The following is a 25157-nucleotide window of genomic DNA, read 5'->3' as shown; positions in this document are numbered from 1 at the left end:
GTAGCAGTTCGGTCGGTGGTGGGCAAAACACGCGAGGCCCGGCCAACTGGGCGGGATTCCTGCGCCTTATCCGCGGTTCGGGCCGTTTTCGTTTCGTACAATGGAACGTAACGAGAGCCCTTAAGCAGGCTGGGTCCCTCGCTCCTTCGAGCTTCCAGGAACCAGCATGCTTTCCATCCGGCAGCACGGCTTCGACTTTTTCCATTCCGTGGCGGCATGCGCCGGCCGGGCGCTCCCGGCGGCCGCGCTCCGCGGTCCGGACCCCTCCGCATCCCCCTCGGCCGCCACGCGCGTCCTCCGCCGCACGCGGCCTCGCGCCGCCGGCGCGTACCCGCCTTCTCGGCAGCAGGGCGTCACGCTGATCGTCGTCCTGGTGTTGCTGCTGGTCACCCTGCTGGGCGGCCTGTCGATGGCACGCATGAGCGAAGTCGGCTCCCTCGTGGCGGGCAACGTCGCCTTCAAGGAGCGCGCGCTGCAGGCGTCCGAGGTCGGCGTCAATACCGCCTTCGCAGCCGTGCTGGCGCTGGCCAACGACAACGGCGACCAGGGCGGCTGGTACTCCGCGACCCTGCGTGCCCCCAACGAGGACGGCGTGCCGGCCGTCGACTGGGACCGCATGCCGCTGGTCCAGGTCGGCAGCCGCGGCGAATTCCAGGTGCGCTACTTCGTCGACCGCCAATGCACGGCGGCCATCGTGAGCGACGTGATGCGCCAGTGCCTGCTGCGGGAGAGCGCGTCCAAGGGCGCCGTCTCGGCCAACAACGACGGCACGGATGCCCTCGATCCCGCCGCCGGACAGCAGTTCCGCATCACGGTGCGCGTGACGGGTCCCGGCGGTTCCACCACGTTCGTGCAGTCGCTGGTGACCAAGGGGGCCACGGGGCCTGTCTAGACATCTCCCTGTCCAATCCAACGGGTACACCCAGGATGAAGAAACTCGCCTGCATCGCACGATCCTGGATCGCACTGGCCGGCCTGGCATTGAGCACGGCGGCCTGCGCCACCGACGTGTCCAAACGCCCGCTGCGGGTCGACAGCAACGTCAAGCCGAACGTCATCTTCGGCATGGACGACTCCGGCTCGATGGACTGGGAGATCCTGGTGTCGGCCGACAGCGGCCTGATCTGGTGGGATAGGACCACCAAAAGCTACTGGGGCGACGGCGGCTTCCTGCGCACCGGTTGGTACTACATGTACTACCTGTTCCCGGTAGATTGGGGCAACGGCGGCAATTTGTATTCGGAGTACTCCGGCGTCGTGCCGCCGTCGCCCCAGTTCGCGCCTGCGCGGTCCGCCGCGTACAACCCGCTTTACTACAACCCCAGCGTGACCTACGCGCCTTGGCCCACGGCCTTCCACGATTCGCAGGTCCAGGTCTACCAGAACGCGGATCCCACCGCCGCGAAGTCGCATCCCGCGGTGCCGGCGTCGATCACCATGAACCTCACGGCGGACCGGAGCTTCGACATCTACTATGAGGCGGGCATGCTCAGGCCGGACGGCACCATCGGAGAGGATTGGGCGTACATCTCCACGTCGTACTTCCCTGCGACCTACTGGGTGCTCGACGACAGCTGCGTCGCGTCCAGCCACTGGGCGAGCACCTGCGTCGTGGCGCCCGACGGGCGCAAGCTGCGCAAGTACGAGATCCGGCCCGGCAACACCTTCCCGTCCGGCCGCAACTACGCCAACGAAATCCAGAACTTCGCCAACTGGTGGAGCTACTACCGAAAGCGCAAGCTGATGCTGGCCGGCGCGATGGGCACCGTGCTCGACGACCTGACGGGCATGCGCCTGGGCGTCGTCCACTTCAACAGCTACAACCGCGTCGCGCTGACCATGTACGACGCCGACAGCGGCGACAGCGCCAGCAACCGCCACCGCGTGGCCGGGATGTTCTACACCAACCCCGCCGACGGCAGAACGCCCACCGCCAGCACGCTCAACGAGATCGGGCAGCGCTACCTCACCGACAACCAGGTCATCCAGTACTCCTGCCAGCGCAACAACGCCTTCATCGTGACGGACGGCTTTGCCAACGACAGCTACACCCCGCCCGCCTACGATGCCGGCCTGTACGGCAGCGGCGCGCCCTACCAGACCACCACTCCCGGATCCATCGCCGACGTCGCGCTTTCGTACTTCACGCTGAACCTGCGCAACGGCCGCACCGCGTCCGGCGAAGGGCGCGCCTTGTCCGACGGGCGCGTGCCGCTCACCAACCAGGGCGTTAAGAACCCGGACAAGAACCAGAACCTGCACATGAACACGTACGGGATCACGCTGGGCGCACGCGGCACGATCTGGCCCGGCATCACCGATCCCTTCGCCGCCACCTTCGCCTGGCCCTACCCCGCACCGGATACCGCGGCCTCCATCGACGACCTGTGGCATGCCACGATCAACGGCCGGGGCCAGATGTATGTGGCGGACGACGCGCAGCAGGCGGCGATCAACATCCGCGACGGTCTGAACGACATGATCAACCAGACCGGCGCGCAGTCCGCCGTGGCGGTCAGCTCCCCCAACCTGGCCCGCAGCGACGGCAAGGCCTACATGGGCCTGTACACCACGGGGAGCTGGGGCGGCGATGTGACGGCCAACACCCTTAACACCTCGACGGGCGCCATCACGACGCAGGTCTGGTCGGCTGCCGAGCAGCTGAACCAGCGCACGTCCCCGCGGGTGATCAGCACGTTCAGGAGCCCGTTCACCGCGGCGGCCGTCGGATCGCGGGTCAGCGCTAACGCGGCCGGCCGGGCCGCGCTCTTCGACTTCCTGCGGGGCAGCCGCAGCGGCGAAGGCACGACCTACCGCCGCCGTACCAGCGTGCTGGGCGCGGTGATCAACGCCAAGCCGGTGGTGCTGGACAAGGTGGTCTACGCCGCCTCGGGCGAGGGCATGCTGCATGCCTTCGACGCAGACACGGGCAGCGAGTTGTGGGCGTACGTGCCCGGCTTCGTGCTGAGCGGCATGGCGGCCACCGCCTCGCGCAACTACTACTTCGAGACGCTGCTCGACGGCACGCCCTCGGTGGCGGCGCTGTCATCGACGCAGAAGGTGCTGGTGGCGGGGCGGGGCGCCGGGGGCGGCGGCTACTACGCGCTGGACATCAGCGCCGCCCGGCAGGCGATGACGGAGCAACAGCGGGGCGACACCGCCCTCTGGGAGATCGTGCACGGCGGCGACTTCATCCTCGGCCAGTCAGTGGGCCGTCCCGTGGTCGTCAATACGCGCAGCCATGGCTGGGTGGCGCTGATCACCCAGGGCTACAACGGGAGCACCGACGGCCGCGGCCGCCTCTACATGGTCAGCGCGACCACGGGCGCGCTGCTGCGGACCTTCACCGTCAGCGGCGACAGCGCGGGTGATCTCGGCCTCGCGCAGGTCACCGCCGCGTTGGAGTCCGATGGGCGGGCGGTCCACGTGTATGGCGGCGATCTCCAGGGCAATCTCTGGCACTTCAACCTCGAGGACGGCACCGCAGCGCGGATGGCCACCTTCATGTTCTGCCAGCAAGTCCAACCCATCACGGCCGCGCCCGAGATCGTGCTCGTGGGCAAGCAGCGCGTGGTGCTGGTCGGCACGGGCAGGATGCTCGGCCCGAGCGACTTCAACGCGACCACGACGCAGAGCTTCTACGCCATCAAGGACGACGGTGCCACCCTGGCGGCCGAGGCCGTCCGCAACGCGCTGGTGCAGCGCACCGTGGCCACGAACGGCAGCGCGCAGACCATGACCGGGCCTGCGCTGGACTGGAGCCAGAAGTCCGGCTGGTACTTCGACCTGCCGTCGAACCTGCAGGTGACGACCACGCCCACGGCAGCCTATGGCGGTGCGGTGTTCACCGGCAACAAGACCAACACGGCCGACTGCTGGGCGGCGTCGTCGCTGTTCGTCATCGACTTCACCACCGGCAAGAACCTCGGGAGGTCGGAGTGGGTCATGACGGCGCTGAGCGAGCGCAGCACCGCGTCGGCGGCGCTCGTCTTCAATCCTGACAAGCGCTGCACCGGCGAATGCAGCAGCGGGGTCGGTGCGCCCCCGCCGCCCAAGCCCCCGTGTGCCAGCGTCGTCAAGAGCGACGGCACGACGGAGTGCAAGGAGATCGACCCCGACACCGGCGTCGAGAGCCGCCGCAACGCCTGGCGTCAGATCCGGCTGGGCGACCGGTAGCCGTCGCGGCGGCTCAGTCGCGGGCCAGCCGCCGGTTGAGGCCCAGTGCGCCCAGCGTGCACACCGCGCCGGACAGCAGATAGACGCTGACGTAGGCGAGCCCGAAGTGGGCCGAGAGCCCCAGCGCCACCAGCGGCGCGAAGGCGGCGCCGATGAGCCAGGCGACGTCGGCCGTGAGCGCGGCACCGGTGTAGCGGTACTTCGACGCGAAGTTGGCCGTCACCGCGCCTGCGGCCTGCCCATACGACAGGCCCAGCAGGACGAAGCCCACCAGGATGAAGACATCCTGCCCGAGCGTGCCGCCGTCCAGCAGCGTCGGGGCGAAGCCGCTGAACACGGCGATCAGGCCGGCCGCGCCCGCGAGCGTCCGCCGGCGCCCCACGCGGTCGGCGATCCTGCCCGAGGCCACCATGCTGATCGCGGCCAGCACGCCGCCGATGATCTGGATCACCAGGAACTCGCTGACCGATTGGTCGGCGTACAGCAGGATCCATGACAGCGGGAACACCGTGACGATGTGGAACAGCGCGTAGCTGGCGAGGGCGGCGAAGGCGCCGATCAGGATGTTCTCGCCCTGCGACCTGAACAGCTCCACCACGCCGGTGGGCTCCAGTTCGCGTTCGTTCAGCTGCTGCTCGTACTCGTGCGTCACGACCAGGCGCAGCCGCGCGAAGAGCGCCACGACGTTGATCGCGAAGGCGACGAAGAACGGATAGCGCCAGCCCCAGGCCAGGAAGTCCTGCGAGGACAGGCTGGAGTACAGCAGCGCGAACAGCCCGCTGGCGAGGATGAAGCCGATCGGCGCGCCCAGCTGGCCCAGCATCGCGTACCAGCCGCGGCGGTCCTTCGGGGCGTTGAGGGCCAGCAGCGAGGGCAGCCCGTCCCACGAGCCGCCGAGCGCGACGCCCTGCGCGATCCGGAACACCGACAGCAGCACGATGGAGGTGAAGCCCAGGCTGGCATAGCCGGGCAGGAAGGCCATGCCGGCGGTCGACGTGCCCAGCAGGAAGAGCGCGGCGGTCAGCTTGGTACTGCGGTCCCAGCGGCGCTGCATCCACATGAACAGCGCCGTGCCGAAGGGCCGTGCGATGAACGCGAAGGAAAAGATCAGGAAGGAATACAGGGTGCCGGTCAGCCGGGTTTCCTGCGGGAAGAACACCGCCGGGAACACCAGCACGGCGGCGATGCCGAAGACGAAGAAGTCGAAGTACTCGGAGGCGCGCCCGATGACGACGCCGACGGCGATCTCTCCGGGGGCGACCTTGGCATGTTCGGCAGCGCTGCGCTGGCCGTACGGCGAGGGGGAGGGCAGGGCGTGGCTGGCTGTGGACATCGTTTCAGCAGGGGAGGGAGACCGGACACATCAGGATAGGACAAAACGTCCAATCGCCGGTTCCGAACAATTCGCCTACATTCGGCGCCCATCCGCAATCCGCGTTTTCCCGGTACACGTTTTTTCCTGGTCCGGCAATGACCCTCCTCAAGAAATCCCGCGGACTGCTGCTGCTGCCCGCCCTGCTGCTGGCAGGCTGCGACCTCGTGCTGCTGAACCCCTCCGGCGACATCGCCGCGCAACAGGGGAGGCTGATCGTCGTGTCGACGCTGCTGATGCTGCTGATCATCGTGCCGGTGATGGCGCTCACGGTGTTCTTCGCCTGGCGCTACCGGCAGTCGAACACCCGGGCCACCTACGCCCCGGACTGGGACCATTCCACCCAGCTCGAGCTGGTGATTTGGGCGGCGCCGCTGCTGATCATCATCGTGCTGGGCGCGATCACCTGGATCAGCACCCACACGCTCGACCCCTACCGCCCGCTGGACCGCATTGGCGCCGGCCGGCCCGTGGAACCCGGCACCCAGCCGCTGGTGATCGAGGTGGTGGCGCTGGACTGGAAGTGGCTCTTCCTCTACCCCGAGCAGGGCGTGGCGACCGTCAACGAGGTCGCGGCGCCGGTGGACGTGCCCATCCAGTTCCGCATCACCTCCTCGACGGTGATGAATTCGTTCTTCATCCCCGCGCTGGCCGGCCAGATATACGCGATGCCCGGCATGGAGACCAAGCTCCATGCCGTCATCAACAAGCCGGGCGACTACGAAGGCTTCTCGGCCAACTTCAGCGGCGACGGCTTCTCCGGCATGCGCTTCCGCTTCCACGGCATGGACCAGGCCGGCTTCGAGCGCTGGGTGCAGAAGACCAAGGCGGAGGGCGGCGAGCTGAGCCGCCAGGCCTATCTGGAACTGGAGAAGCCGAGCCAGCGCGAGGCCGTGCGCCGCTACGCGAGCGTGGCCGACGGCCTGTACGACGCCATCGTCAACCGCTGCGTGGAGGCCGGCAAGATGTGCATGAAGCACATGATGGCGATCGATGCGCAGGGCGGCCTGGGCCTGGCCGGCACCACCAACATCGCGTCGGCCGCCTGGCGCGACAGCGAGCTGCAGCGCCGCTACGTCGAGGCGCTGTGCACGCCAGACAACCCGACCGGCCTGTCGCTCGCCGGCGGCGCGGCACCGCTGGTGCGCTGAGCCTGCACCCCGCGCTCCCATGAAGCTCCGGGCGGCACGCCGTGCCGCCCCACCCTTGGCACCCGAGATCCACGATGTCTGACCAACCCGACCTGACGAAGCTCCTCTTCGGTCGCCTGTCCTGGGACGCGATCCCGTTCCACGACCCCATCCTGCTGGGCACCTTCATCGCCGTGGCGCTGGGCGGCGCCGGGCTGCTGGGCGCGCTGACGTACTACCGCGTCTGGGGCACGCTGTGGCGCGACTGGTTCACCAGCATCGACCACAAGAAGATCGGCATCATGTACGTCGTGCTCGGCCTCGTGATGCTGCTGCGCGGCTTCGCCGACGCGGTCATGATGCGCATGCAGCAGGCCGTCGCCTTCGGCGACAACGCCGGCTTCCTGCCGCCGCACCACTACGACCAGATCTTCACCGCCCACGGCGTGATCATGATCTTCTTCGTGGCGATGCCGCTGGTCACGGGCCTGATGAACTACGTGGTGCCGCTGCAGATCGGCGCACGCGACGTGGCCTTCCCGTTCCTGAACAACTTCAGTTTCTGGATGACCACCAGCGGCGCCGTGCTGGTGATGATGTCGCTGTTCGTCGGCGAGTTCGCGCGCACCGGCTGGCTGGCCTATCCGCCGCTGTCCGGCATCATCCACAGCCCCGACGTGGGGGTCGACTACTACATCTGGTCGCTGCAGATCGCGGGGGTCGGGACGCTGCTGTCGGGCATCAACCTGCTGGCCACCATCGTCAAGATGCGCGCACCGGGCATGACGATGATGAAGATGCCCGTCTTCACCTGGACCTCGCTGTGCACCAACGTGCTGATCGTCGCCGCGTTCCCGGTGCTGACGGCCGTGCTGGCGCTGCTCTCGCTCGACCGCTACGCCGGGACCAACTTCTTCACCAACGACCTTGGCGGCAACGCCATGATGTACGTGAACCTGATCTGGATCTGGGGCCACCCCGAGGTCTACATCCTGGTGCTGCCGGTGTTCGGCATCTTCTCGGAGGTGGTGTCCACCTTCTGCAGCAAGCGCCTGTTCGGCTACGCGTCGATGGTCTACGCCACCGTCGTCATCACGATCCTGTCGTACCTGGTGTGGCTGCACCACTTCTTCACGATGGGCTCGGGAGCGAGCGTCAACTCGTTCTTCGGGATCACGACGATGATCATCTCGATCCCGACCGGCGCGAAGATCTTCAACTGGCTGTTCACGATGTACCGCGGCCGCATCCGCTTCGACGTGCCGATGATGTGGACGGTGGGCTTCATGCTGACCTTCGTGGTCGGCGGCATGACCGGCGTGCTGCTCGCGGTGCCGCCGGCCGACTTCGTGCTGCACAACAGCCTGTTCCTGGTCGCGCACTTCCACAACGTCATCATCGGCGGCGTGCTGTTCGGGCTGATGGCCGGCATCACCTACTGGTTCCCGAAGGCCTTCGGCTACAAGCTCGATCCGTTCTGGGGCAAGTGCTCCTTCTGGTTCTGGCAGATCGGCTTCCTCTTCGCCTTCATGCCGCTGTACGTGCTCGGCCTGATGGGCGTGACGCGGCGGGTCAGCCACTTCGAGGACGCCTCGCTGCAGATCTGGTTCCAGATCGCCGCGTTCGGCGCCTTCCTGATCGCCCTGGGCATCGCGGCGTTCCTGATCCAGCTGGTCGTCAGCTTCCGCCGCCGCGAGTCGCTGCGCGACCACACGGGCGATCCGTGGGACGGCCGCACGCTCGAATGGTCGACCTCGTCGCCGCCGCCGGTCTACAACTTCGCGTTCACGCCGCAGGTGCACGACAACGACGCCTGGTGGGACATGAAGCGCCGCGGCTACGAACGCCCGCTCGACGGCTACCGCCCGATCCACATGCCCAGGAACACGGCGGCCGGGGTCGTGCTGGCGGGCCTGAGCACGGTGCTCGGGTTCGCGCTGATCTGGCACATGTGGCCCCTGGCGGTGCTGTCGTTCGCGGTCATCGTGATCTACACCATCGTCCATACCTTCAACTACCAGCGCGACTACTACATCCCGGCGGACGAGGTCGTCCGCACCGAGGCTGAACGCACCCGACTGCTGGCCGCCCATGTCTGACATCACCGCCCCCTCCGTTCCCGGCGCCCTGGGCGCCGCGCCGCGCCCGGCCTTCCACGTGACCGGGGACCACCATCCCCAGAACGGCACGCTGCTCGGGTTCTGGCTGTACCTGATGAGCGACTGCCTCATCTTCGCGTGCCTGTTCGCGGTCTACGGCGTGCTGGGCCGCAGCTACGCGGCCGGCCCGTCGGGTGCCGACCTGTTCGACCTGCCGCTGGTGGCGATCAACACCTCGCTGCTGCTGCTGTCGTCGATCACCTACGGCTTCGCGATGCTCGAGATGCAGCGCCACCGGATGCGGCCGACCCTCGTGTGGCTGGGCGTGACCGGCCTGCTGGGGGCCGGCTTCATCGGGCTGGAGCTGTACGAGTTCGCCCACCTGATCCACGTCGGCGCCGGCCCGCAGCGCAGCGCGTTCCTGTCGGCGTTCTTCGCGCTGGTCGGCACGCACGGCCTGCACGTGACCTTCGGGATCGTCTGGCTCGTCGTGCTGATGGTGCAGCTGCGCCAGCGCGGCTTCGTGCCCGAGAACAAGCGCCGCCTGATGTGCCTGTCGATGTTCTGGCACTTCCTGGACGTCGTCTGGATCGGCGTGTTCACCTTCGTGTACCTGATGGGAGTGCTGCCATGAGCGCGGACAACGGCCACCAAGACGACCACCACCACGACCACCACGAAGACGACGGCGCCAGCCACGGCACGTTCAGGGGCTACGTCACCGGCTTCCTGCTCTCGGTGGTCCTGACGGCCATCCCGTTCTGGCTCGTGATGGGCAAGGTGCTCGACAAGCCGAGCACGACCGCGCTCGTGATCCTCGGCTTCGCGGCGGTGCAGATCGTCGTGCACATGGTGTACTTCCTGCACATGAACGCCCGGTCGGAGGGCGGCTGGACGATGCTCGCGCTGATCTTCACCTTCGTGCTGGTGGTGATCACGCTGAGCGGCTCGCTGTGGGTGATGTACCACCTCAACCACAACATGATGCCGGCGTCGGCGCACGACATGCGCAACATGCCGTGAGCGGCCGCGCCGCCGTGCCGCGCCGGCCGCGTTCGCGCGCCTTCCTGGCCGTGTGCGCGGTGCTCGCGCTGGCGCTGGTGGCGGGGCTCGCCGCGCTCGGCACCTGGCAGGTCGAGCGCCGGGCCTGGAAGCTGGACCTCATCCAGCGCGTGGCCGAGCGGGCGCACGCGCCGGCGGTGCCGGCCCCCGGCCCCGCGCAGTGGCCCGGCATCCGGGCGGCCAGCGACGAATACCGGCGCGTCAGCGTCGCCGGCACCTTCCTGCACGACCGGGAGACGCGGGTCCAGGCCACCACCGCGCGGGGCGCGGGCTACTGGCTGCTGACGCCGCTGCGCACGGCCGACGGCAGCATCGTGATCGTCAACCGCGGCTTCGTGTCCTCGTCCAGCGGCCCCGCCGCGCGCAGCGCCGGGGCCGTCACGGTGACCGGCCTGCTGCGCATCTCCGAGCCCGGCGGCGGCTTCCTGCGGCGCAACGACCCTGCAGCCGACCGCTGGTACTCCCGCGACGTGCAGGCCATCGCGGCGGCGCGCGGCCTGTCGCCGGTGGCGCCGTACTTCATCGATGCCGAGGCCGCGCCAGCGCCGGCCCCGCTGGCGCAAGGGGAGGCACCGGTCGCCGGCCTGACGGTGATCGCCTTCCATAACAATCACCTGGTGTATGCGATCACCTGGTACGCGCTCGCGCTGATGGCCGCCGCTGCCGCCACCTTCGTGGCGCTGGACGAGCGGCGGCTGCGCCGTGGCTGCGCCGGCCGTGGAGGCGAGGGTGGCGCTGCGGACTGAAGCCGCCGTCGCGGGCGAGCTCGAGCACGCCACCGGCCGCAAGAACCTGCTGCAGCTCATCCAGCTGCGCTGGATCGCGGTGGTGGGCCAGGTCGCGACCATCTCGGTCGTGCATTTCGGGTTCGGCATCCGGCTGCCGCTGGAGTCGATGCTGGCCGTGCTGGCCTGCCTGGTGGCCTTCAACATCGCGGGGCTGCTGCGCGCCCGGGCACGGCGGCCCGTCACCAACTATGAGCTGTTCCTGGCGCTGCTGGTCGACGTCGGCGGCCTTACCGCGCAGCTCTATCTCAGCGGCGGCGCGACGAACCCGTTCGTGTTCCTCTACCTGCTGCAGGTCATCCTGGGCGCGATCCTGCTCCAGCCCTGGTCGACCTGGACCATCGTCGCGGCCACGGTCGCCTGCATGGCCGGGCTGGCGCTGTTCGGCCGGCCGCTGGCGCTGCCGCCGGACCACGACCGCGGCCTGCAGAGTCCGTACATCCAGGGCCTGCTGATCTGCTTCGCCCTCAATGCCCTGCTGCTGGTGATCTTCGTCGGGCGCATCGGCCGCAACCTGCGCGAGCGCGACGAGCGCCTGGCGGACCTGCGGCAGCGGGCCGCGGAGGAGGAGCACATCGTCCGCATGGGCCTGCTGGCCTCGGGGGCGGCGCACGAGCTGGGCACGCCGCTGTCGACGCTGGCGGTGATCCTCGGCGATTGGCGCCGCATGCCGCAGTTCACCGAGGATCCGGACCTGCTCCAGGAGATCAGCGAGATGCAGGCCCAGGTGCTGCGGTGCAAGGCCATCGTCGGAGGCATCCTGCTGTCGGCGGGCGAGGCGCGCGGCGAGGCGCCTGCCGAAACCACGCTGCGCACCTTCATCGACGGACTCGCGCAGGCGTGGTGCAGCACGCGCTCGACCCCCTCGTTCGTCTACGACAACCGGATCGACCCGGACCTGCCCATGGTCTCGGACTCGGCGATCCAGCAGATGGTCTGCAACGTGCTCGACAATGCGCTGGAGGCCTCGCCGCACTGGCTGCGCCTGGAGGCGGAGCTGGAGGGCGGCACGCTGAAGCTGACGGTGATGGACGCCGGCCCGGGCTTCACGCCGCAGATGCTCGCGGAGTTCGGCAAGCCCTACCTGTCGAGCAAGGGCCGGCCCGGCGGGGGGCTCGGGCTGTTCCTCGTCGTCAACGTGGCGCGCACGCTCGGCGGCAGCGTGTCGGCCCACAACCGCCCCGGCGGCGGCGCCGTGGTGGTGCTGCGGCTGCCGCTGGCGGCCATCGCCCTCGAGCAACATGATGGATCCGGAAGCTGAAGAACGGTCGCTGCTGGTCGTCGAGGACGACGCGGCCTTTGCGCGCACGCTGAGCCGCTCCCTCGAGCGGCGCGGCTACAAGGTGCTGCTCGCGGCGAGCCTGGGCGAGGTGGAGGCGGTGCTGGAGCGGCATTCGCCGCAGCGCGCGGTGGTCGACCTCAAGCTGCAGGGCGACGCTTCCGGGCTTGCCTGCGTCCGGGCGCTGCATGCCCACGACCCGGAGATGCTGATCGTCGTGCTGACCGGCTTCGCGAGCATCGCCACCGCCGTCGAGGCGATCAAGCTCGGTGCCTGCCACTACCTGGCCAAGCCCTCGAACACCGACGACATCGAGGCCGCCTTCGGCCGTGCGGCGGGGGATGCGGAGGTCGAAGTGCAAGGCCGCTCCACGTCGATCAAGACGCTCGAATGGGAGCGCATCCACGAGACGCTGGCGGAAACCGGCTTCAACATCTCCGAGACGGCGCGGCGCCTGGGCATGCACCGCCGCACGCTGGCGCGCAAGCTGGAGAAGCAGCGCGTGAAGTGAGTTGCCGCCGGCGCCCGGCAGCGCTTCAGTTCCAGCGCCAGGGCTGCACGATCTTCTCGACACTGCCGGCCGCGAGCGTGTAGACGCTGGTGCCCATCACCGAGTCGACGCGCCGCGCCTGCAGCGGGCCGCGCACCCAGACGGCGTCCATCGCGTGCAGGTTCGCCGCCGGCTCGGCCAGCGTCACGTGCACGATCTGGTTGGCCGGCGGCGGCGGGGTGTGGATGCAGGCGCCGAAATGCGGCACCAGCAGGAACTCCTTCAGTGCGCGGCCGGCCTGCTGCAGCGGCACCACGTAGCCCGCCAGGTTGACCGGCAGGCCGTCCATGGCGGCATGGGGCGGGGCCTCGTCCCAGCGCATGCGCTGCATCAGCTCGACGGCGCGCGGGTCGTCATCCCGCAGCGCGCCGATGTCCTCGGCCGACAGCCCCTCGTGCGGGTGCCAGCCGGGCGGCAGCAGGTCGGCCCAGGTGATGGTCCTGTAGCCGGGCACCGACGGCACGGGTGGTGCCTCGGCCGCCTGCGGTTCGGCCTCGCGCCAGGGCGCGGCCAGCCACAGGGCCGCCGCTGCGAGCACGAGCGCACCGGCGGCAAGGGGCGGCAGCAACTGGCGGCGGTGGATCTTCATGCAGGTGCTCCGTGGCGCAGTTCACTCGCTGTGACGCATGAACCGTGCCGATGACGGGGGGCCCGTGCCTCAGCGTCCGCTGTCCCACGGCAACCTGGCCGGCGGGCCCCAGGGGGCGAGGGCGGGGGCCGCCACGGGTGGGGGCGGGCTCGGCGGGGGTGCCGGGGGCGGCCCGGCAGGCGGCCCGGGCGCCGGCGGCGGCGGTGGTGGAGAAGGCGGTGGAGGAGGAGGCGGTGGCGGCGACGGCGGCGGGGGTGCGGGCGGCAGCACCCGGGACTCGATCGCCTGCAGCATCTGCGCCTCGCTGATGCCGTACTCGAACACCACCTGCACCGGCTGCGACGGCAGGTACTTCTGCTGCCCTGCCGAGACGGCGGGCGACCACAGCTCCAGCGTGACCATGTAGGCGCCGGCCGGCGGGCTGCCGATGGCGCTGCAGGCGGTCGTCGCAACGCTGTCGGCGGCCGCGGTGATCTTCCAGTCGAGGTGCGCGTGGATGCCGCCCCCGCTGCCGGCGCGCGCGATGGCCGCGGTGAGTGGGCCGGAGACGCCCGAGGCCGCGAAGCGCGTGCCGCGCAGCCAGTAGTGGTACTCGTTGGTCCACTGGGCCGGATCGCGGATGTAGTTGCGCAGCACCTCGGGCGGCACCGCGCCGAAGAGCGCGATGCTCACGCCTGCCGGCGCCGGCCCCCACGCCGCGGTCTGCGGGTTCCAGTACAGCAGCGTGCCCAGCGCGCGGAAGTGCACCTCCTCGTTCTGCAGGAAGTGGCCGCCGAAGGCCTGGAAGCCCGGATCGTCGGTGGCGCAGTCGCCGCCCTCGAAGTCGCCGAAGTAGCCGGGAAAGATCTTCTGCCCGGTCTGGTGGTCGATCGGCAGCCGGCCGGCCAGGCCCAGGTCGCCGAAGAACTCGGTGGCGATGCGGCTGCCCGCCTGGGGACCCTGGCTGGTGCGCAGCTCGATGTCGAAGTGAAGGGCCCACGCGGGTGATGCGACCTGCATCGCAACGACGAGCAGCCTCGCGTAGCGCAGCGACGGTGATCGCGTGTGCATGGCGTGGGTGCCGCGGGCACCGGCGCGGCCGTGCGGCACGGGCCGGCGGATCATGCTCAGCGGGCCGAGCGGCGGCGGGCCGCCATGCCCACGGCGCCCAGGCCGAGCAGCATCAGCGCGTAGGTGCCGGGCTCGGGCACCGCCGTCACCAGGGAATCGACCGCCAGCTCGAAGTCCTCGTGGCTGAGCCCGTAGTTGAACGCGATGTAGAACGGGGTCGACGAGGCGTAGTCCGGCGAGGTGAGCTGCAGCTGGATCAGGTAGGCGCCCTCGGTGCCGAGCGGGTTGGTGCTGAAGGGCACGTGGGCGTGGACGCCGCCGCCGGCGTCGACCCGCGCGATGTAAGACGAGGCGCCGGCGGCCACGCCGCTGCCGGTCCATTGCGTGTCCTGGCCCGCGGCGTCGCGGATCGAGACGTAGTCGCCGGCGGCGGCCGTGCCCCACGCGGTGCCGTTCCAGAAGCCCAGCGCGCCCACGCCCGCGAAGCTCAGGAAGGTGCCCGGCAGCAGCGCGGCGCCGTCCTGCGTCTGGAAGCCGGGGTTGCTGGTCTGGTAGTAGACGAACTGGTCGCCGAACTCGGCCTCGTAGAGCTTGTGGCCGCTGGCGGTGGTCTGGAAGCCGCCGCCCAGGACCAGCTGGCCGCCGACCGCCGACACGGCGACGTCGCCGGCATGGTCGTGCTCGCCGACGGCGTGCGCTGCGAAGGGGACGAGGCTGCCCGCGGCCAGCAGGCCGGCGATGGCGAATCGATCGAACATGGTTTTTCTCCTGGGCGTTGGTTCATGTCATGCAACGTTGTTGCAATGTACATTAAAAGCAACTCAGTTGCACTATAGTCCGGAACATGCAACATGATTGCGAATCCAAGCCGGCGCCGGCCGAAGCCGCCCGCGCACGCCGCCGCCTGCCGTGGCCCGCGCTGGTGGTGGCGGCCGGGGTGCTGGCGGAAGGCGCGCGCGCCGCGCCGCAGCCGCCCGAGCTCCCGGCGTCCGGGGCCGCGCCTGCCGAGCCGTCGGTCACCGTCACGGTGACGGGCTCGCGCAACGCGCCGCCCCCGCAGGGCGCCGGCCCGCACTCGGTGCTGAGCGGCCCCGGGCTGCGCGGGCGCGTGTCGTCCACGCTGGGCGCGACGCTGCAGGACGAGCTGGGCGTCGGCAACGCCAGCTTCGGCCCCAACGTGGGCCTGCCGGTGATCCGCGGGCAGGGCGGCTCGCGCACACGGGTGATGCAGGGCGGCCTCGGCACGCACGATGCCTCGTCGGTCAGCGCCGACCACGGGGTGATGGTGGAGCCGGCGCTCGCCGAGCACATCGTCGTGCACCGCGGCCCTGCGGCGGTGCGCTTCGGCGGCAGCGCGATCGGCGGCGCGGTGGAGATCGACGAGCAGCGCATCCCGATGCGCCGGCCGGCCCGGCTGCGCTCGCGCGCCGAGGCGCGTGCGGGCACCGACGGCCGCCTCGGCCTCGTCCGCCTCGACGGCCCGGCGGGCGAGTCGCTGGCCTGGCACGTCGACGTGCACGGACGGCACAGCCCGCGCACCCGCATCCCGGGCTGGGCGCTCGACGAGGCTGCGATCCGCGAGCAGTTCCAGCTCGTCAACGGCCGCAACACCCGAGGCCACATCGACAACACCGACGCCCGCACCGAAGGCGGCGCGCTGGCGCTCAGCCGCGTGTACGGCGACGGCGCCTTCGGCCTCTCGGTCTCGCGGCTGAGCCAGGGCTACGGCATCCCGCCGGGGGCGCACTCGCACGGCCCCGGCGCCCCTGGCGCCGCAGTGCCCGAGGAGCGGGTGCGCATCCAGGCGCAGCAGCGCCGCGTCGACTTCCAGGGCGAGTTCGACCTGCCGGCCGAGGCCGCGCCGCAGCTGCGCGTGCGGCTCACGCACGTGGACTACGGCCACGACGAGGTGGACGGCGGCCTCGTCACCACGCGCTTCCGCAACCGGGTGCTCGAAGGCCGCGCCGAGCTCGACCACGCCTGGGCCGCGAGCGGCTCGGGCACGCTGGGCCTGCAATGGCAGGACAGGCTGTTCTCTGCGCTGGGCCAGGAGGCCTTCGTGCCGCGCACCCGCGTGCGCAGCGTCGGCGTCTTCGCGGTCGAGCGCGTGGGCTGGGGCCGCTGGCAGCTCGAGGGCGGCCTGCGCGCGGAGTACCAGGAGAGCCGTCCGCCCGACACCTTTCCCATCGAGGCGCTGGGCGGCGAGGTGCCGCTGCAGACGCGCCGCTTCTGGCCCGGCAGCCTCTCGCTCGCGCTGCAGCGCGCCTACGGCGCGCCGGCGACGGCCGCGGCGCCGGAGCAGGCCGTGCCGGCCGCCGCGCCCGGCGGCAGCGTCACGCTGACCCACTGGCGCGTCAGCCGCGCACCCGACGTGCAGGAGCTGTATGCCGGCGGCCCGCACATCGCCACGCGCAGCTTCGACCTCGGCAACACCGGGCTCGACATCGAGAAGCTCATCGGCTGGGACCTGGGCTGGCAGCACGCCCAGGGCCGCGTGTCCTGGCGCGCCAACGCCTACCGCTACCACAGCGACAGCTACATCTACCAGCGCAGCCTGGGCTGGTTCTACCGGCCCGAGGAAGGCAAGGCGACGCTGCTGTGCGTGCGGCTCGACCATTGCCTGCCCGCCACCAAGTACGAGCAGGCGCCGGCCCGGCTGCACGGCTACGAGGCCGAGCTGGCCTACCGCCTGCCCTGGGCGGCGGCGGGCGATCCGCGGCTGGTGCTGTTCTCCGACGCCGTGCGGGCGCGGCTGGATGGCGGGCACGACGTGCCGCGCATGCCTCCGCAGCGGTACGGCCTCAGCCTGCAGGTGCAGCAGGGGGCGTGGTTCGGCGACCTGCGCGCGACCCGCGCACGCGCGCAGCGGCGGCCCGGCGAGAACGAGACCGCGACGAAGGGCTACTTCCAGCTCAACGCCAACCTGCGCTGGTCGACGCGCCTGGACGGCGGCCGGCTGCTGAGCCTGTTCCTGGCCGGCCGCAACCTGACGGACCAGGCGATACGCAACAGCGCTTCATTCATACGCAACTACGCACCCGAGCCGGGGCGCAGCGTGCATGCCGGCCTGGAGGTGCGGCTGTGAGGATCATGCGGACCTTCTGGCACGCCGCCTGGTGGGCGGCGTGCATCGCGCTGGCGGCCTGCGGCGGCGGCGACGGCCGGGGCGAAGACGCCATCGCCACGCCCGAGCCCTCGTCGCGCTGCGAGGGCTGCCAGCGCGGGCGCCTCACCGGCACCGTGAGCATCGGCCTGCCGCTGGCCGGCGCGCAGGTCGTGGTGCGCGATGCGGCCGGCGGGCAGGCGGCGGGGGCCACCGACGACGCCGGCCGCTACGACATCGACGTGTCGGCGCTCGAGGGCACGCTGGTGGTGCAGGCGCTGGGCAGCGCGGGCGGCCAGGCGCAGCTGCTGCATGGCACGGCGCTGCGCAGCGAGGTGGGGGTCGCCGTCGTGAATGTCACGCCGCTGACCGAGATGGTGCTGGCCCAGGCGCTGGGCGGCCACCCCGCCGACCTGCTGCAGGCCGGCCGGGCCGAGTTCCTGCGGATCGACGGCGGCCTGCCGGAGGCCCACCGCCGCGTCGCGCAGGCGGTGGGCGGGGTCCTCGAGGCAGCCGGCGTCCCTGCCGGCGCCGACCTGCGCACATCGCCCATGGAGCGCCTGCCCGCGCTGGCGCGCGCATTGGCGCTGCTCGACGTCGCGCGGGCCGAAGGGGGCCACGCGGTGCGCCACCTGGCGATGGCCCCCGGCGATGCGCTGGCCTTGCGCTTCGCGGGGGCGGGCGAGCCGGCGACACTGCCGCCGCCCGGGCCCGGCCTGTTCACGGTGCTCGATGCGGCCCGGTCGGCGCTGCCGGGGCTGCAGCAGCGCCTGGACGCGCTGGCGGCGCTCTACGCAACCGGCGTCCCGCCGGCATCGGCGCTGGAAGACTTCGTGGCGCCTTCGCTCCACCACGCCGGGCTGGATGCGCAGGGCTTCCTGGCCCAGGTGCTGCGCAGGCAGGACGCCGTCGCACGGGGCGGCTTCAGCCTGCAGGGCGTGCGCTTCGACGAGCTGCGCCTGCGCGGCGTGGGCGACGGCGGGCAACGCCTGTACGTGAGCTGGCGCGTCGTGCCCCGCCCGCCGCACGCGCCGTACGACGAGACGATGTGGTTCTCGCAGGCCGACGGCCGCTGGCGGATGCTGGGCGACGGCCTGGCGGCGCGCGTGCGGGTGCGCAACGCGGCGCTGCTGGGCCCGCGCGCGCGCAGCGAAGGCGCGGTGCGCAGCCTGGCGGGCGTGGCCTGCCACGAGGCCGCTGGGGGAGTGGCCGGCGCGGCGCGCGAGCGGTGCAGCATCGAAGGCGGCCTGGGCGATGTGCCCGCCGGCGGCTGGCTCGACCTGGGCGAGGTCGGCGATCCGCGCTTCGGCGTGCGCACCCTCTATTGGTCGGACGCCGCCTCGCCGCTGCAGCGCCTGGCCGACCATCGGCAGCGCAGCAGGCTGCTCGGAGAGCCCAGCGCGCAGGTCGTCAATCACCTGCTGTTCGAGCTGGACGCCCTGCAGGTCGATCCGCGTGCGGTGCGCGCCGTCGTCACCGGCCCGGGCCTGCCCGCGACGGGGCTCGCGCTGTACCCGCCGAAGCACGAAGCCGCTTCGCTGCCCTTCGCGCACTGGACGCTCGACCCCGAGGGCCTGCAGGACTGGCATGCAGTGCGGCTGCCCGACGCCGGCCCGCCGGGCAGCGGCGCCCCGTACCGCTTCCTGCTGCTCGACGCCGCCGGCGCCGCCGTGCAGGCCGTCGAGGCGAGCCTGCCGAGCGCACCCCTCGACGAGGCCAGCCTCTTCGCGCAGCGCGACCGGCTGTTCGCGCAGTGGGACCTGGCGGCGCAGCCGCTGGCCCAGCCCACGCTGGCGAGGCTGCTGGCGTCGGACAGCGCCGAGGGCGATGCGCTGGCGGTGTCCCAGCCGTGGCGTGCGCCCGCCGGACATGGGGTGCGCAGCCTGCACGTCGATCTCGAGTGGCACCGTGCGGCGCTGCCCCCCGACGCGGCACCGCGGCAGACGCTGCGGCAGCGCTGGGCGGTCGACGGCGGCGACCGGTTGCTGCAGGCCGCGCTGCCGGCGCGCGAAGGCCATCGCACGGTGTGGCTGAACGTCGTGCTCAGCGCGGGCGATGCGTTGGGCAACCGCTACCTCCACCACGTGTCGCCCGACAACCCGCATTGACGACGCTGGCATGGGCCCTGCATGAACGCCGGAGAGTGCGCGACCTACAATTTGGGCCATGCCCGCCCGAAAATCTTCCCGTACCAGCCGCGATGCCCAGGCGCTCGAAGCGCGCCGCGAGGCCCATCGCCAGCAGCTGGCGGATGCGGGCCTGCGCGTCACGGCGGCGCGGCTCGCGGTGCTGGAGGCGGTGGAATCGGCGCAGGCTGCCGTCAGCCATGCCGACATCGAGGCGGCGCTGGCGGAGCCGCTGGACCGGGTCACGCTCTACCGCACGCTGGACAGCTGCGTCGAGGCCGGCCTGCTGACCAAGTCGGTCGGCAGCGACCGCGTGAGCCGCTTCGCGCTGCTGTCGCCGAACGGCGGCGACCATGCCGAACACGCCCATTTCCACTGTGACGACTGCGGGCGGGTCTATTGCCTGCCCAGCCGCCCGCCGCGCCCGCCGGCCGTGCCCGACGGCTTCGCGGTGGAGGGCGTCGACCTGCACGTGCACGGGCATTGCGCCGCGTGCCAGCCGGCCCCGTCGGGCCGGCACCGCTGACGGGCCGGCCCCCGCCGCGTCAGTGTGCGCGGCGGCGGTGGCGCGCGAGCGCGGCGGCGGCCGCCAGGCCCGCCAGCATCAGCGCCCAGGTGCCGGGCTCGGGCACCGGCGCCGCGACCGAGAAGTCGTAGTAGAAGCTGCCGCCGTCGCGCACCGCGCCGTTGCTGCCCAGGTTGACCAGCGAGAACTGCGCGCTGTAAGTGCCCGGCGCCGCCGCGCCGTCGGTGTAGAAGGTCGGCAGGAACGACAGCGCGCTGCCGCTGCCCAGCGTGAACACGCTGCCCGCGCCGCCGCTGAACACATCGAGGTGGTCGCCCACGGCCACCTTGAGGCCGTCGCTGATGCCTTCGAGCCTGAGGCCCACGACCACGTCGCCGTAGGCCGCATTCCAGCGGCCGCCGCTGCTGCCGTAGAGCACCTCGGCGGCATCGCCCCGGCCGACGAGCGACTGGATGGAGGCCGCGCCGAGGTAGCTGTAGTCCGCCGCCGGCGTGCCTTCGGGCAGCACCCCGCTCACCCACTGGCCCGCGAAGGCGCCGGTGCCGGCCTGCAACGCGATCGACGAGGCGGCCTCCGTGACGCGCGAGCTCATCTCGGGCAGGCGGTTGTTGGCGCTGGTCGGCAGCACCACCGGCGAGGCCGCCGTGCCGCCGTAGCTGTAGGCGCCGATGCCGTGGAAGTGGTTGCCGTGGTCCAGCAGCAGGGTCAGGCGCCCGGCGTTGGGGTTCGCCATGCCGGCGAAGGTGCCCGAGGCCACCGTCGCGAGGCTGTCGACCCCGATGTAGAAGCCGATGCCCTCGGCCGCGCGGATGCCCGAGGCGTGGGCCGGGGCCGCGAGGGCCGCCGCGGCGGCGATGGCGGCCGCGAACCGGCCGATGGTGTGGGGTGCTTGCATGTACTCCGTCCTGTCTTGATGGGGGTTGTCGCCGCCCTCCGGCAGCGGCATTGATTATGCAACTAAGTTGCATTTAAGGCGACCAGACACAGGCTGTTGACAGCCGCGCGCTATCCTGCGCGCCGCGCGGCCGGTGCCGCCGTTTCCGGAGCCTCGATGACTTGTTCCTTGAACCGCCTGGCCGGCGCCGCGATGCTGTGGCTGGCCGCCGCTGCCGCCCCCTGCCACGCCGACAGCCTGGCCTCTTCCGCCTTGAGCGCAGGCTCGGCCTCGGTCGGCAGCGTGTCCGATTCGATCAGCGGCTCCAGCAACAGCTCGTCGCGCAACGACCGCGTGGCCGAAGGCGACTACCGCATCGTCGAGGTGGCCGCCGCCGGGCGGCCCGGCGGGTTGCGGCTGACGCTGCAGCCGGCCGATCCGCGGCCCGGCGCGGAAGACTTCGTGCTCGACCTGCCCGCGCGGACCGGCGGGACCTGGGCCCTGGCACAAGGCGACCTCATCACCGCGCGGCACCGGCCCTACGGGCTGGAGTTCGCGCGGGCCGACACCCGCGAGGCCTTCTTCCTCGCGCTGGCCGACGACTGGTTCCGCGAACTCGCGCCGAAGGCCGTGCCGCTGTGAGGTCGAGCCTGCGGCAGGCGCTGGTGCTGGCCGCGGGCCTCGCCGGCTGCGTGGCGGCCTGCAACGCAGCCTCCGCGGCGCCGCTGCTGTGCGACCGCGGCGTGCCGATGACGGCGGCGCAGCAGGACCGGCTGCTGCGCTTCGCGGCCATCGTCAAGCAGGCGCTCGACGGCTCCGGCCGCGAGGTGGCGCTGGTCGCCCGCTCGGGCCTGGACCTGCAGCGCTTCGGCATCCGCTACTCCCATGCCGGTGTCAGCCTCCAGGCCAGCGGCAACGGGCCGTGGTCGGTGCGCCAGCTCTACTTCGCCTGCGAGGAAGGCCGGCCGCGTCTCTATGACCAGGGCATGGCCGGCTTTGTGCTGGGCACCAGCCGGCCGGAGATCGGCTACATCTCCGCCGTGTTGCTGCCGGCGGCACCGGGTGCGGGGCTGGCCCGGGCCGCGCTCGACGACCCGCTCGCCGTTCGGCTGCTCGCGCCGCGGTACAGCGCCAATGCCCACGCGTTCGGCCTGCGCTACCAGAACTGCAACCAGTGGGTGATGGAGATGCTGGCGGCGGCCTGGGGCTCGCTCGGCGAGGGCGACGACCTGCGCCCGCAGGCCCAGCGGTGGCTCGCCGCCAACGGCTATGCGCCGGAGCCGGTCGACGTCGGCTCGCACCTGCTGATGGCAGCGGGCGCCTTCGTCCCCTGGGTGCACTACGACGACCATCCCGAGGAGGACCGCTTCGCGCTGAAGCTGCGCGTCAGCCTGCCGGCCTCCATCGAGGCCTTCGTGCGCGAGCACGTGCCGGGAGCCGAGCGCATCGAGCTGTGCCACGACGGCCGGCAGGCCGTGGTGCGCCGCGGCTGGGCGCCGGTGGCCGAAGGCTGCCGGCCGGAGGCCGGCGACGAGGTGATCGCGCTGGATTGAGGTGCCCGGCCGCGCCGCCGGCGTGACGGGTTCTTGATCTGCATCATGGCGCGGGCGCATCGGCACCGCGCAGGCGGAACCGCCGCGCGCGGCGGCAGGTCGTCCCGGTGTGGCGTGTCGGGAGCACGCCGAGGAGGACCCGACCATGCCCGACCCCCGCGCCCGAGAGACCGGCGGCACCGCCGACGTGCCGCTCTGGCACACGCTGCCGGCCGAGCAGGCGCAGGCGCTGTTGCGCACCGGCGTCCAGGGCCTGGACGCCGCAGAGGCGGCGCGGCGCCTTGCGCAGCACGGGCCCAACCGCCTGGCCCCGCCGCGCCGGCGCAGCGCGCTGATGCGGCTGCTGCTGCAGTTCCACAACATCCTGCTCTACGTGATGCTCGGCGCGGCGGTGGTCACCGCGGCGCTGGGGCACTGGCTCGACACCACCGTGCTGCTGGCCGCGGTGCTCATCAACGCCGCCATCGGCTTCATCCAGGAGGGCAAGGCGGAGGATGCGCTCGAGGGCATCCGCGCGATGCTGTCGCCGCACGCGATGGTGCTGCGCGGCGGCGAGCGCCGCGAGATCGATGCCGCCGGCCTGGTGCCGGGCGACGTGGTGGCCGTGGCCTCCGGCGACCGCATCCCCGCCGACCTGCGGCTGCTCGCCGCGCATGAGCTGCGGGTGGAGGAGGCGGCGCTGACCGGCGAGTCGATGCCGGTCGAGAAGGACACCGCGGCGGTGGCCGCCGACGCCCCGCTCGGCGACCGCAGCGGCATGGCCTACGCCGGCACGCTCGTCGTGCACGGGCAGGCCACGGGCCTGGTCGTGGCCACCGGCGGCGCGACCGAGCTGGGCCGGATCAACCGCATGCTGGCCGGCATCGAGGCGCAGACGACGCCGCTGCTGCGGCAGATCGACCGCTTCGGCAGGGTGCTGGCGGTGGCCATCCTGGCGCTGGCCGCCGCCACCTTCGCGCTCGGCACGCTGTGGCGCGGCCACCCGCCTGCCGAGATGTTCATGATGGTGGTGGCGCTCGCGGCCTCGGCCATCCCGGAGGGGCTGCCGGCGATCATGACCGTCACGCTCGCGCTCGGCGTGCAGCGCATGGCCCGGCGGCAGGCCATCGTGCGGCGGCTGCCGGCGGTGGAGGCGCTGGGCGCCGTCACGGTGGTGTGTTCCGACAAGACCGGCACGCTCACCCGCAACGAGATGACGGTGCAGCGCGTGGTGTGCAGCGGCCAGGTGTTCGACGTCGGCGGCGTGGGCTATTCCCCGGTGGGCGGCTTCAGCCTCGACGGCCGCGCCGTGCCGGCGGACCGCCATCCCGCGCTGGCGCTGGCCGTGCAGGTGGGCGTGCTGTGCAACGACGCACGGCTGCGCGAGGCGGCGGGGCAGTGGCACGTCGAGGGCGATCCGACCGAAGGCGCGCTGCTCGTGCTCGGCCGCAAGGCGGGCCTGGCGCAGGGCGACGCGCAGGCGCGGTGGCCGCGGTGCGGCGTCATCCCCTTCGAGTCCGAGCACCGCTTCATGGCGACCCACCATGTCGATGCCGGCGGCCAACCCTGGCTCTTCGTCAAGGGCGCACCGGAGCGTGTGCTGGACCTGTGCCATGCCGAGGTCGGGCCCGGCGGCGAGCCGCAGCCGCTGGAGATCGACACCTGGCGCCGCTGGGCGACCGACACCGCCGCGCAGGGGCTGCGCCTGCTCGGCCTGGCCTGCAAGCGCGGCGCGCCGGCCGGCGAACGGCTCGCGTTCGCCGACGTGGAGGGCGGCTACACCATGCTCGCGCTGGTCGGCATCGTCGACCCGCCGCGTGCCGAGGCGGTGCAGGCGGTGCGCCAGTGCCACCAGGCGGGCATCCGCGTGAAGATGATCACCGGCGACCATGCCGAGACCGCACGCGCCATCGGTGCGCAGCTGGCCATCGGCGTGGGCCGGCCGGCCGTCACTGGCGCCGAGATCGCGCTGATGGACGACGCGGCGCTGCGCCGCACCGTGCACGACGTGGATGTGTTCGCCCGCGCCAGCCCGGAGCACAAGCTGCGCCTCGTGCAGGCGATGCAGGACAGCGGCCACGTGGTGGCGATGACCGGCGACGGCGTCAACGATGCGCCGGCGCTCAAGCGCGCCGACGTCGGTGTCGCGATGGGCCTCAAGGGCACCGAGGCGGCCAAGGAGGCCGCCGACATGGTGCTGGCCGACGACAACTTCGCGACCATCGCGCGGGCCGTGCGCGAGGGCCGCGCGGTCTACGACAACCTGAAGAAGTTCATCCTCTTCATGCTGCCGACCAACGGCGGCGAGGCGCTGGTGGTGATCGCGGCCATCCTCTTCGAGCTGACGCTGCCGCTCACGGCCGCGCAGGTGCTGTGGATCAACATGGTGACCTCCAGCACCCTGGGCCTCGCGCTGGCGTTCGAGCCGCCCGAGGGCGACGTGATGCAACGCCGCCCCCGCCCGCCAGCGGCGGCGCTGCTGTCGGGCTTCTTCGTGTGGCGGGTGCTGATGGTGGCCACGCTGATGATGGCGTGCTCGCTCGGCCTCTTCCTGTGGGAGCTGTCGCAGGGCACCGACCTCGCGGTCGCGCGCACGCTGGCGGTCAATGCCATCGTCGTGGCCGAGATGTTCTATCTCGTCAACAGCCGGCATTTCTTCGCGCCGGTGCTGAATCGGCAGGGCCTGACCGGCAACCGCTACGTGCTGCTGGCGATCGCCGCCTGCGTGCCGCTGCAGCTCGCCTTCACCTACCTGCCGGCGATGCAGGCATTCTTCGGATCGGCCGGGCTGTCGGCGCTGGAGTGGCTCAAGGTGCTGGGTGCGGGGCTGTTCGTCTTCCTCGCCGCGGAACTGGAGAAGCTCGTCATCCGTCGTACCGGCATCGTTGCGTGAACACACCGTCT

General features: G+C 71.6%; 20 protein-coding genes. 15 read left to right on the top strand and 5 right to left on the bottom strand.

All coding sequences use genetic code 11. From position 1 onward, the window contains the following. The first annotated feature begins 166 nt into the window (after window positions 1-166). Window positions 167-892, top strand: coding sequence for a PilX N-terminal domain-containing pilus assembly protein (locus V4F39_RS02505; protein WP_332287659.1), 726 nt, complete (start codon window positions 167-169; stop codon window positions 890-892). A gap of 35 nt (window positions 893-927) precedes the next feature. After that, on the top strand, window positions 928-4176 hold the full coding sequence (locus V4F39_RS02500; protein ID WP_332287658.1) for a pilus assembly protein: 3249 nt from the start codon (window positions 928-930) through the stop codon (window positions 4174-4176). Window positions 4177-4189: 13 nt separating this feature from the next. Here the strand turns inward: V4F39_RS02500 and V4F39_RS02495 are convergent, their stop codons facing one another. After that, complete coding sequence (locus tag V4F39_RS02495) at window positions 4190-5509, bottom strand: MFS transporter (RefSeq protein WP_332287657.1); 1320 nt, start codon at window positions 5507-5509, stop codon at window positions 4190-4192. A 137-nt stretch (window positions 5510-5646) separates the two neighbouring features. Here V4F39_RS02495 and cyoA point away from each other — a divergent pair, with 137 nt between their 5' ends. The 7 genes from cyoA (at window position 5647) to V4F39_RS02460 (ending at window position 12414) form a co-directional block, all read left to right on the top strand. After that, window positions 5647-6699, top strand: coding sequence for a ubiquinol oxidase subunit II (gene cyoA / locus V4F39_RS02490; RefSeq protein ID WP_332287656.1), 1053 nt, complete (start codon window positions 5647-5649; stop codon window positions 6697-6699). A gap of 74 nt (window positions 6700-6773) precedes the next feature. After that, window positions 6774-8777, top strand: coding sequence for a cytochrome o ubiquinol oxidase subunit I (cyoB, locus tag V4F39_RS02485; RefSeq protein WP_332287655.1), 2004 nt, complete (start codon window positions 6774-6776; stop codon window positions 8775-8777). After that, the gene (gene cyoC, locus V4F39_RS02480) at window positions 8770-9411 is read left to right on the top strand and encodes a cytochrome o ubiquinol oxidase subunit III (RefSeq protein ID WP_332287654.1); all 642 of its coding nucleotides are present in this window, start codon (window positions 8770-8772) and stop codon (window positions 9409-9411) included. Before cyoB ends, cyoC begins: the two co-directional genes overlap by 8 nt. Next, window positions 9408-9800, top strand: coding sequence for a cytochrome o ubiquinol oxidase subunit IV (gene cyoD / locus V4F39_RS02475; protein WP_332287653.1), 393 nt, complete (start codon window positions 9408-9410; stop codon window positions 9798-9800). Before cyoC ends, cyoD begins: the two co-directional genes overlap by 4 nt. Continuing rightward, complete coding sequence (locus tag V4F39_RS02470; RefSeq protein ID WP_332287652.1) at window positions 9797-10585, top strand: SURF1 family protein; 789 nt, start codon at window positions 9797-9799, stop codon at window positions 10583-10585. Before cyoD ends, V4F39_RS02470 begins: the two co-directional genes overlap by 4 nt. Then, window positions 10575-11885, top strand: a complete 1311-nt coding sequence (locus V4F39_RS02465) for an ATP-binding protein (RefSeq protein ID WP_378235039.1) — start codon at window positions 10575-10577, stop codon at window positions 11883-11885. Before V4F39_RS02470 ends, V4F39_RS02465 begins: the two co-directional genes overlap by 11 nt. Continuing rightward, window positions 11869-12414, top strand: coding sequence for a response regulator transcription factor (locus tag V4F39_RS02460; RefSeq protein WP_378235017.1), 546 nt, complete (start codon window positions 11869-11871; stop codon window positions 12412-12414). The genes V4F39_RS02465 and V4F39_RS02460 overlap by 17 nt, the downstream gene beginning before the upstream one ends. Before the next feature lie 25 nt (window positions 12415-12439). Here the strand turns inward: V4F39_RS02460 and V4F39_RS02455 are convergent, their stop codons facing one another. From V4F39_RS02455 to V4F39_RS02445, 3 genes are all read right to left on the bottom strand, one after another. Beyond that, window positions 12440-13042, bottom strand: coding sequence for a DUF3299 domain-containing protein (locus V4F39_RS02455; protein ID WP_332287649.1), 603 nt, complete (start codon window positions 13040-13042; stop codon window positions 12440-12442). A gap of 69 nt (window positions 13043-13111) precedes the next feature. Continuing rightward, complete coding sequence (locus V4F39_RS02450; RefSeq protein WP_332287648.1) at window positions 13112-14146, bottom strand: hypothetical protein; 1035 nt, start codon at window positions 14144-14146, stop codon at window positions 13112-13114. 2 nt (window positions 14147-14148) lie between these two features. Continuing rightward, entirely contained in the window at window positions 14149-14850 is a 702-nt protein-coding gene (locus V4F39_RS02445) for a PEPxxWA-CTERM sorting domain-containing protein (RefSeq protein ID WP_332287647.1), read from the bottom strand. A gap of 86 nt (window positions 14851-14936) precedes the next feature. Here V4F39_RS02445 and V4F39_RS02440 point away from each other — a divergent pair, with 86 nt between their 5' ends. Genes V4F39_RS02440 through V4F39_RS02430 form a run of 3 tightly spaced genes read left to right on the top strand, consistent with a single transcriptional unit; the run spans window position 14937 to window position 19847 of the window. Further along, complete coding sequence (locus V4F39_RS02440) at window positions 14937-17177, top strand: TonB-dependent receptor (RefSeq protein ID WP_332287646.1); 2241 nt, start codon at window positions 14937-14939, stop codon at window positions 17175-17177. Continuing rightward, window positions 17174-19303 (top strand): hypothetical protein, encoded by a 2130-nt coding sequence (locus tag V4F39_RS02435; protein ID WP_332287645.1) that lies wholly within the window; start codon window positions 17174-17176, stop codon window positions 19301-19303. The genes V4F39_RS02440 and V4F39_RS02435 overlap by 4 nt, the downstream gene beginning before the upstream one ends. Before the next feature lie 58 nt (window positions 19304-19361). Further along, window positions 19362-19847, top strand: coding sequence for a Fur family transcriptional regulator (locus V4F39_RS02430; protein WP_332287644.1), 486 nt, complete (start codon window positions 19362-19364; stop codon window positions 19845-19847). 19 nt (window positions 19848-19866) lie between these two features. On the opposite strand, the gene V4F39_RS02425 is transcribed toward V4F39_RS02430, so the two are convergent. Further along, window positions 19867-20742: an all3515 family Zur-repressed PEP-CTERM protein gene (locus tag V4F39_RS02425; protein ID WP_332287643.1), complete on the bottom strand. Its 876-nt coding sequence runs from the start codon at window positions 20740-20742 to the stop codon at window positions 19867-19869. Window positions 20743-20898: 156 nt separating this feature from the next. Between V4F39_RS02425 and V4F39_RS02420 the strand changes: the two genes are divergently transcribed. From V4F39_RS02420 to V4F39_RS02410, 3 genes are all read left to right on the top strand, one after another. Further along, complete coding sequence (locus V4F39_RS02420; protein ID WP_332287642.1) at window positions 20899-21363, top strand: hypothetical protein; 465 nt, start codon at window positions 20899-20901, stop codon at window positions 21361-21363. Then, complete coding sequence (locus V4F39_RS02415) at window positions 21360-22274, top strand: DUF2145 domain-containing protein (protein ID WP_332287641.1); 915 nt, start codon at window positions 21360-21362, stop codon at window positions 22272-22274. The genes V4F39_RS02420 and V4F39_RS02415 overlap by 4 nt, the downstream gene beginning before the upstream one ends. 145 nt (window positions 22275-22419) lie before the next feature. Next, window positions 22420-25146 (top strand): cation-transporting P-type ATPase, encoded by a 2727-nt coding sequence (locus V4F39_RS02410; protein ID WP_332287640.1) that lies wholly within the window; start codon window positions 22420-22422, stop codon window positions 25144-25146. The last annotated feature ends 11 nt before the right edge of the window (window positions 25147-25157 follow it).

This window comes from Aquincola agrisoli (assembly GCF_036621135.1).
Lineage (GTDB): Bacteria > Pseudomonadota > Gammaproteobacteria > Burkholderiales > Burkholderiaceae_C > Aquincola > Aquincola agrisoli.
This window is presented reverse-complemented; position numbering and strand designations above follow the sequence as displayed.